Annotated in this window: 8 protein-coding genes; 1 reads left to right on the top strand and 7 read right to left on the bottom strand. The window is 44.4% G+C overall.

Translation table 11 applies throughout. The features are described 5' to 3' along the window. A partial coding sequence (locus tag SFV55_RS06090; RefSeq protein ID WP_320028585.1) for a c-type cytochrome occupies positions 1 to 1,735 on the bottom strand: 1,735 nt, incomplete at its 3' end. 379 nt (positions 1,736 to 2,114) lie between these two features. On the opposite strand from SFV55_RS06090, the gene SFV55_RS06085 reads away from it, so the two are divergent. After that, positions 2,115 to 2,414, top strand: coding sequence for a hypothetical protein (locus tag SFV55_RS06085; RefSeq protein WP_320028584.1), 300 nt, complete (start codon positions 2,115 to 2,117; stop codon positions 2,412 to 2,414). A gap of 10 nt (positions 2,415 to 2,424) precedes the next feature. Here SFV55_RS06085 and SFV55_RS06080 read toward each other — a convergent pair whose 3' ends face one another. The 6 genes from SFV55_RS06080 to SFV55_RS06055 form a co-directional block, all read right to left on the bottom strand. Next, positions 2,425 to 3,336, bottom strand: coding sequence for a catechol 1,2-dioxygenase (locus SFV55_RS06080; protein WP_320028583.1), 912 nt, complete (start codon positions 3,334 to 3,336; stop codon positions 2,425 to 2,427). A gap of 74 nt (positions 3,337 to 3,410) precedes the next feature. After that, positions 3,411 to 4,511 carry an alpha/beta hydrolase gene (locus SFV55_RS06075; protein ID WP_320028582.1) on the bottom strand — a complete coding sequence of 367 codons (1,101 nt, stop codon included), beginning with the start codon at positions 4,509 to 4,511 and terminating at the stop codon, positions 3,411 to 3,413. A gap of 55 nt (positions 4,512 to 4,566) precedes the next feature. Then, the gene (locus SFV55_RS06070) at positions 4,567 to 5,295 is read right to left on the bottom strand and encodes a hypothetical protein (RefSeq protein ID WP_320028581.1); all 729 of its coding nucleotides are present in this window, start codon (positions 5,293 to 5,295) and stop codon (positions 4,567 to 4,569) included. 179 nt (positions 5,296 to 5,474) lie between these two features. Further along, a complete protein-coding gene (locus SFV55_RS06065; RefSeq protein ID WP_320028580.1) occupies positions 5,475 to 6,515 on the bottom strand; it encodes a proline iminopeptidase-family hydrolase in 1,041 nt (346 codons plus the stop codon). Positions 6,516 to 6,638: 123 nt separating this feature from the next. Next, positions 6,639 to 7,394 carry a hypothetical protein gene (locus SFV55_RS06060; RefSeq protein ID WP_320028579.1) on the bottom strand — a complete coding sequence of 252 codons (756 nt, stop codon included), beginning with the start codon at positions 7,392 to 7,394 and terminating at the stop codon, positions 6,639 to 6,641. A 55-nt stretch (positions 7,395 to 7,449) separates the two neighbouring features. After that, a partial coding sequence (locus SFV55_RS06055; protein WP_320028578.1) for a DUF418 domain-containing protein occupies positions 7,450 to 7,648 on the bottom strand: 199 nt, incomplete at its 5' end.

Here is a 7,648-nt window from a genome sequence, read left to right as displayed (position 1 = left end):
TTGGAGCCTTGTTTTTCGGGTTCAAGATGTAGTCCTTCGGAAGTGGTTCTTTGATCACCACTGCGCCAGGAGCGTTCCAGCCCGAGGCGCGACTGCGGATATAAGCCGTGAGGCCGTCTATTTCTTCCTTCTTGAGTTCGTCTTTGAATGCCCGCATGGGAGTGCTGTCTCGGCCTTCCGCAATGGCATAGCGCAAAAAAGCATCGCTTGCAGTGGCTAAAAACATGGGGTTTCCCAAGGCCGGGGCACTAAGGCCTTCACCCTTCATACCATGGCAAGTTGCACAGGTTTTGTTGTACAATTTTTTGCCAAGCGCGACATCTCCGCTTACCGGATCGGTTGATAGTTCAAGCGGTTTTTTTACGCCACTTTTTTCGCGCAGCCAGGTGATCAACAGGTCGATGTCTAAATATTCCAAGGGGCCACCCTGGTCTTTGGCATAAGCGGCCATGGCGGTACCTTGCCGGCCATAGGCAATGGTATAGCGGAGGAAATTGTAATTGGCTGCTGGAATTTTGGTGACCGACATCAAGGAATGAGAGCGCAAGGAAGGCGCGTTGTCGGCGGCATAACCTTCCCGGTTCTTGCCGTGGCACAAGGCACAATACTTTTGATACAGGGCCGAGGCATGTTTTTTTGCCACAGGATTCAGCTTTTTGCCCTCCACAATCTCGTATTGCTGAGCTAGGAGTGCTTGCGCTTTGGGTTCTTCCACAAATTCAAGCTGCACGCCGTGGGCATATTCTTTTAACACAATCAAACGCTCGGGTGATTTTCCCATGCGCAAGGCTTTGGCTGGCAGCTTCTTTCTGAAAAACGCCCGCGTGGCTTTCAGTTTTTTTACTTCAAAGCGCATGGCAAATACGCTTGGGCCGCGGGCGGTCAAAAATTTGGAAAGTGAATCGCCAGGAGATTGGGGCGTGATCAGCTGCAATTCCTGATTGGCAGATACCTGGAATCGAACTACATCTGGAGACTTGGGCTGTTTCAATTCGCTCAATCCCATCTTTTTAAATTCCTTGCGGGCAGCCTTCAGGTTGTCCACTACAATGCGCAGCGCAGTCATGCCCACGGCACCGTTGGGATGATTGGAATACGTGCGGTTCATCGCATAGATGGATGTTTTTTCGTTTTGATAGTCCTGATAAGGCAGACCAGGATACTCTCTGAAAGCGGGGAGATGTGCGGGGGGAATCTTGGCATTCAAGCCCACCGTGCGCCATTGTGGACCGCCATCATCCCAATCCCAGCTCTTGGGTAATTCTTTTGCAGACCGACCTTCCTGAACCGAGTCTATGGCGAATCCCCGGGTGTTTAGCCAATCCAAAGTGGCCTTTGCCGATGAGGTAGAAAGGGAATACAAACGAACGCCTTCATGCTTTTTCAAAAAAGAGCGGATGAATGATTGTTTGGGCTTGGGGATTGAATCCTTCAGGGTGATTAATTCCAGGGCCGACATGTCCGGAAAGAATGCAGAAATGCCAATTGATCCGCTGTAAATTCCTGGATCGTATTTTTCAGGCTTGGGGATGTCAAAGCCAAGGTTTTCGGCGTAATGCTGCCGGGCGCTGTCCAGGTTGGATACAACTACGGTAGCATCGCTAATCCCCAGTCCTAAACCCACTAGAGATTGGTGGTTGGATTTTTGGTTTTGGCAAGCAGGCAATAAGGCACTGATCGCCAAAACAAGGACAATCAGGTGATGGTTTTTTGAAATTTTAAGATTGGTATGCATAGGTGATGCTTAGTTGTGGGTGGTTAAAAGTGGGACATTTTCTAGTCCTTAATTGCAGCTCATGGGCGAGAGGTAAGTGGGAGAGGGAAGTAATTTACTTTTATTGGAACTTGCCTTCGTCCAAAGCTGTTTCAATGCCCATTGTTGTCATCAAGTATTGCTTAAAAATGTCTGAACTCACAAAAACTACCTCAACCTTCCGGTTACAACTCAAATCCCCAGCCATATTTGTAAGCATATTGCTACGTTTGTTCGCTTGTGCCCTGGGATTTTCTATGGCAATGTTGATCGATGCATTGCTGTTTGAAGGTCTACCGGGGCTTTTGAGCTAGTTTTGCTTGCTTTGTGCATCTTTGGATTAGATTATCGGGTAAACCAATTGCTGATTACCGACTGTGAAGTGACGGCCACTCACCAGGGTTTATGGATAAGTACGGCCAAACCCGTGCTGCTGTTCCCTCGGGCCAATTTTTTGTTGGACTGGGAAGAGATCACTTATTTCCGATCAGGAGAAATCAGGGTAGGGAAATCCAGTAACCGTACCCAAGCTTGCTTGATCATTGGCCGTGCAAAGGCGTCCTCTCTTCGATTCAGAGGTGGGATAACCTTTGCGTTGGCCAATTATTTGCTGAGGGTGTTCCCTGGTAAAGAAAGGTCGTTTTGGGGTGATTGGGTGTGAGCGTGCCTCATCATTTCATCACCCGCTTATACACCACCACCATCTTTTCCCCTTTGTCGTTCTTATAGGTTTCCCTCATTGTGATCTTGCCGTAATCACCTATTTCAAAAACAGCCGAATATTCCTCCACAGTCGTACCTGGAAATGTGAAGGTATTATCGCCCACAAATTCAAAGTTCATCCCAAAGGGCATCCCATTCGTTTTGTCGCCTTTAACCCAGAGTTGTTTGTCCTTTCTGAACAGCTCCATTTTATTGTTGGGGTCATTTTCCGCGATGTAGTTGCCCACCAGGAGACCCATGGCGGCTGGTTCAATCGCCAATTTTTTGGCCATACTGATGTTGTACTCCACTTTTTTGCTGCCACCCGTCAAATTCTGGACCTCCAGGATTCTCTTTTTTGCGGCAGGGGAAGATGAACTGCTGTCTTTTTCTACCCAGGGGTCGCCGCTGAAATAGAGCTGGGTCACCAAGGGCTGATACCCCACTGCGGTGATCATCATGTGGAAATGCGCTGGACGGAAATTTCCACCCCCTGCATCATAAGGCACGGGTAAGATGGTTTTGAAAGAATAATTGCCCTTGTCGTCGCTGTAGGTAGTGCCCCGGTATTTGAACTCATTGGATTCGTTGTCGTATACCCCGCTGCCGTCGCAATGCCAGAGCTCGATCACGGCATTTTTGTAGGGAGTACTGCAATCGTCGTGTAGCACCTTTCCCAGCAAAGTGATGGGGTCACCTTTTTCACCTTTGATGGAGAGTAGGTTTCGCACCGGGCTATTCGGGCGGTAAAATGGCCCCAGAATGTCGGAGGTGGTTGCACAATCGCCTACGTAGCGTTGGCCGTCGAAATGGACAAAACCGGTGGCGCTGATGGCGATGGCGGATAGGGCGGTGGTTTTGATGAAATTTCTACGTTGCATGTTAGCTTGTTTTGATGAATGAGAATGGAGGGAAAGCAGAATGTTTAGTGGTAAAAATTATGTTCAAATTTTTTTTAATCAAAGGTTGATTTAAAAAATTTGTCCAAAGCATTTAGTACTTCTTCTGGTTGGTCTAACCAGTTTTGGTGGCCTGCATTCGGAACCAAAACCAGTTTTGCATTTTTTATGATTCTTACATACTCTTTTGTCGCATTCAAAGGAACGTTTGTTTTTGCTCCTTCTATGACCAATACGGGAACGCTAATATGCTTAAGCATTGGACGAAAATCCCATTGATTAGAAAGACCACTCCATCGCCACAACGGCTGATTGCCGTTTCTGATGGCTAATGGAGAAACTTCTCCGTCATTTCCACGTGCACGAGCAAGATGGGAAGCCTCAGTAACGTAAGCGCTTAGATAAATTGATATATAGTTTACAAAGAGTGTACGATATATTGTATCGTTGGTAGTTTTCTCCATTAACGTGAGTAGGCTATCTATTTGCTTTGTTTTAGTTTCTCCTAAAGCAGCGTCAATAGATTCTTTTCTCTTATCAAGCTCGGCGGCCGGCTCCATAGGGCTCAGGAATACCAAACGTCGCACCATTTGCGGAAAACGATTTACATAGTTCGTAACAATTGCTGCGCCCCAGGATAATCCTATTGGTGTAAGCTTTTGAATCTTGAAATGTTGTCGGAGTGCTTCCAGTTCTTCAACATAATCATCCATTGTAAGTTTTGTGGAGTCTCGCACCAGTTCAGACCTGCCACAACCACGTTGATCATACTCAATGAATGTATAACCCTTATTTGCAAGAATTTCAATGTCCATTGCTCCATCGTGTATTCCCACTCCAGGACCGCCATGAATGAAAACAATAGTGTCTTTTCCGGAACCAACCATGCGGTAAAATAATTGAACACCATCTTTTGCCTGAAAATATCCTTGCTCCAATTTTAAGTTATTCGGTGCAGGCGGCAACATGGATTGCTGTGGCGGAAGTGAAGTAGAAAGCCCGGGTGGCGGCGGCTTAGGCGATAAAATTTTCTCTTTTGAAAAAACATTGTTATTGCTGGAGTCTTCTACTGCTGCGGGTTTGGGTTTGTCTGCATTTGTACAACCAAAGAGATTTGCTAAAAGGCAAAAAGCGATAAACAATGTTGTTTTTTTCATTTTAAAAACTTGTTTTATTGTTAAAAAATTAGAGAAAACAGGGAGGGGATATAAATCAGAAAATAGTATCCCCCACAAGCCGCACTATAGTCTGCCACACTTCTGTATAACGGGCATGAAAAATAAGTGTGTTCAAAAGAATTACAGCAGTTATAATAGTAGAAGGAATTGGGTTATTCTTCTTCGAAATATCATTAACCAGAAGTAATATTGATATTAAAGAACAAAAATATAGCGGTATAAAATACTCATACGGCTCAATCATTGTTCCAAAGCTGTTATATAAAATTCTGCTAAAAATAGCCATTATCATAGGAAAAGAAGTGCTTATCATGTATCGCTTGTGTTGATAAACATCATTTTTATTGATGACAGCAAGCAAATAAAAAATAAAAAAACTTAGTGGTTCTATAAAGTTTAATGCTTGAATATGAGCCACATCTTTAAAGTCTATTTTACCAACCGTAGTAAGATAATTTAGTCTTGTTACTAAAAACATGGAAATGAGCATTAGTGGTGCTGTTATATAAGAAATTTTACCGATTAGTCTATGAACAGGATATTTCCTTTTATGAATCAGATAAGGTTGTATAACCAGCATAAACATCCAAGAAACCATGATAGCTCCATGCGTATGATGTACCCAGTTAAATTGTTCAAACTTTGGAAAATACTGCAAATAGGTTGGGTGAAAGCCTATTTGCAGCAGGATAAAGAGTAAGCCCATTGCCACAATGGTGGCTTTGGAGTTGAAGGCTATTGCTTGATTTGCTTTTTCTTGCATCCTTTTTTTATTTAAGAATAGAGAAAATTCTGAGTTGTGAGAGACAAATTTTGAATTGTGTTTAACTCGAAACTCATCCCTCACAACTTACTTCAACGCCAGCGTAACAGTATTCCACATCCCGTGGGAAGATAACCACTTGCCATCCGCGCCGTGGTGTTTTGTTCAATGCTATTTTATTATTTTTTGTCTGGAGTGAACTTGTTGTTTTCCACGTCCTTTAAAAAAGCAATGAGGTTTGAGAAGTAATTTTGTTGGTCGTCATACATGCTCATGTGGCTTCCGTTGGGACACAAATAAGTTCTGCTGTTCGGAATCAGTTGCCCCTCTTTCACCATATCCTCTGGATTCATTTCATCATACCTGCCACCAAGCACAAGTGTTGGAACTTTGATATTGGGCAATCTGTCCCACATTTCCCAATCTTTAAAATTACCCGTTACATGAAACTCGTCCACACCTTGCATGTGTATGTATATCTCATGATTTGCTTTCTTGAATGCCCTCATCAATGGTTCCGGCCAATTTTCAACGGGCATGCGGCAGGCCACCTGTGTATAAAGTTTACTCATCAATAAGTTTTGGTATTCAGGGGAGTCATAAAGCTTACGTTGGTCTAATGAATCATAAACTGCCAATTCTTTTTTTGAAAGAATTTCATTTTTTAATTGATTACTATAGGTTACATAACTTTTAATGCCAGCAGTCATATTAGATAATACTGCGGCTTTTACATGGCCTTGGTATTGCTGTAAATATTCCATAGCCAACATACTGCCCCATGAATGCCCCAGCAAATAAAAATCTTCGAGTCCCAATCCTTTTCTTACTTGTTCTACTTCTTCTACATAGCGAGGAAGATTCCAAAGTGAGGTATCGGCTGGAATGTCAGAATTGCCAACGCCCAATTGATCGTAGTAGTAAAATTCGATGCCCTCTTTGGGTAGAAAGCTTTCAAAGCATTCAAAATAGTCGTGGGTAAAACCTGGTCCGCCATGCAAAAGCAAAACCTTTATTTTACCATCACCGATTTTCTTTGTCCACACATTAAAAGTTCCTTTGGGTGTGGTGATGGGGATAACTTTTACGCCACCTGTTTGGATACTTTGTGCGGTAGCGGTAGGGTTAGCATCCTTAGTTGGTGCATTATTGCAGGCAAAAGTGAAAACAACAAAGGCAATACACGTTGCCAAGACTGAGAAAAAATTATTTAATTGCATGGTAAAAATTTATTTTGAGTGGTTGACCACATTAAATGGTTGATTTAATGTGGTCAACCACTTATTGTTAAAAACTAGAAGTAGTCATTCCAGGTTTCAAACACGAAGGATAGGAACACCTCGTTATAGTTTCTCCATCTTCTCCTTACTGGCTGTAAACTTCGGGTTCATCTGAAAAGCCTTTTGATAATTGGCCTTGGCTTTTTCCTTGTCCCCTTTGGCCGCATAGCCATCCGCCAGGCTGTCGTAAACGTTGGCAGAATTGGGAAACATGGCCGCATTGAGGGTGAAGAGTGCGATGGCCACGTCGACTTTTTTGGCTTCCAACGCTTTATAACCTGCTGCATTGATGTCCCATTCAAAAAAACTGTATCCCTTCGGATTGTTTTTTTGCAACGCTTTGAATTCAGCCTCCGCGGCGGCAATGCCACTTTTTTCGGCGGTTTCTACAAACAGATCGCAGGCAGCAGGCTTGGCGTCCATCACGTCGGTGATTTCGACAATGGAGACGATGTACCCCGATTTTTTACTTTCGGGCGCCTCGGCAGGTAGGAGGCTGTAGGGCAATTCTTCGCGGTATTTGCTGCCTTTTTTCATCTGGGTCATCAGTATATCACGGGCTTTGGAAATGGGGTCGGTTTCTTTGCCCAATTGGAAATGCATGTTGTATCCCAGATCGCGACTGGAAAACTCTACTTTGCCCGTGCTGTCCAGGCCCTCTACCTGGATCATTACTTCCTGTCCCATTTTTGGGGCTGGGCCGTTGCCAGCTTGAAGGACGGTGTATTTCAGGCCTTCGGCGGTGGTGCCGCTTTGGGCAGCAAGGGTCAGGGCGCCGATCAGGGTGATGGCGCAAGCGAAAAACAATTTGGTAGACATATTTAGTGGATTTTAGTAGTGTAAATGAATGATTTAAATCGACGTTTAGCAAAACTTAGGACGCGGGTGAAACGAGGCCAGGAGTCGGGGTTGCTCTCCGCATCGGCTGCCATTTCCAATACGTCAAACTCCGCCACAACCACTCCAGCGGGCCAAACAGAAAGTACTTCAACCAGATTGGGCTGATGATCAACTGGATCGCCCAGATGACCAGCACGACGAAATAGATCTGGTAAAACTCCAGCTCGGCATAA

The sequence above is a fragment of the Haliscomenobacter sp. genome (assembly GCF_033763495.1).
Taxonomy (GTDB): Bacteria; Bacteroidota; Bacteroidia; order Chitinophagales; family Saprospiraceae; genus Haliscomenobacter.
This window is presented reverse-complemented; position numbering and strand designations above follow the sequence as displayed.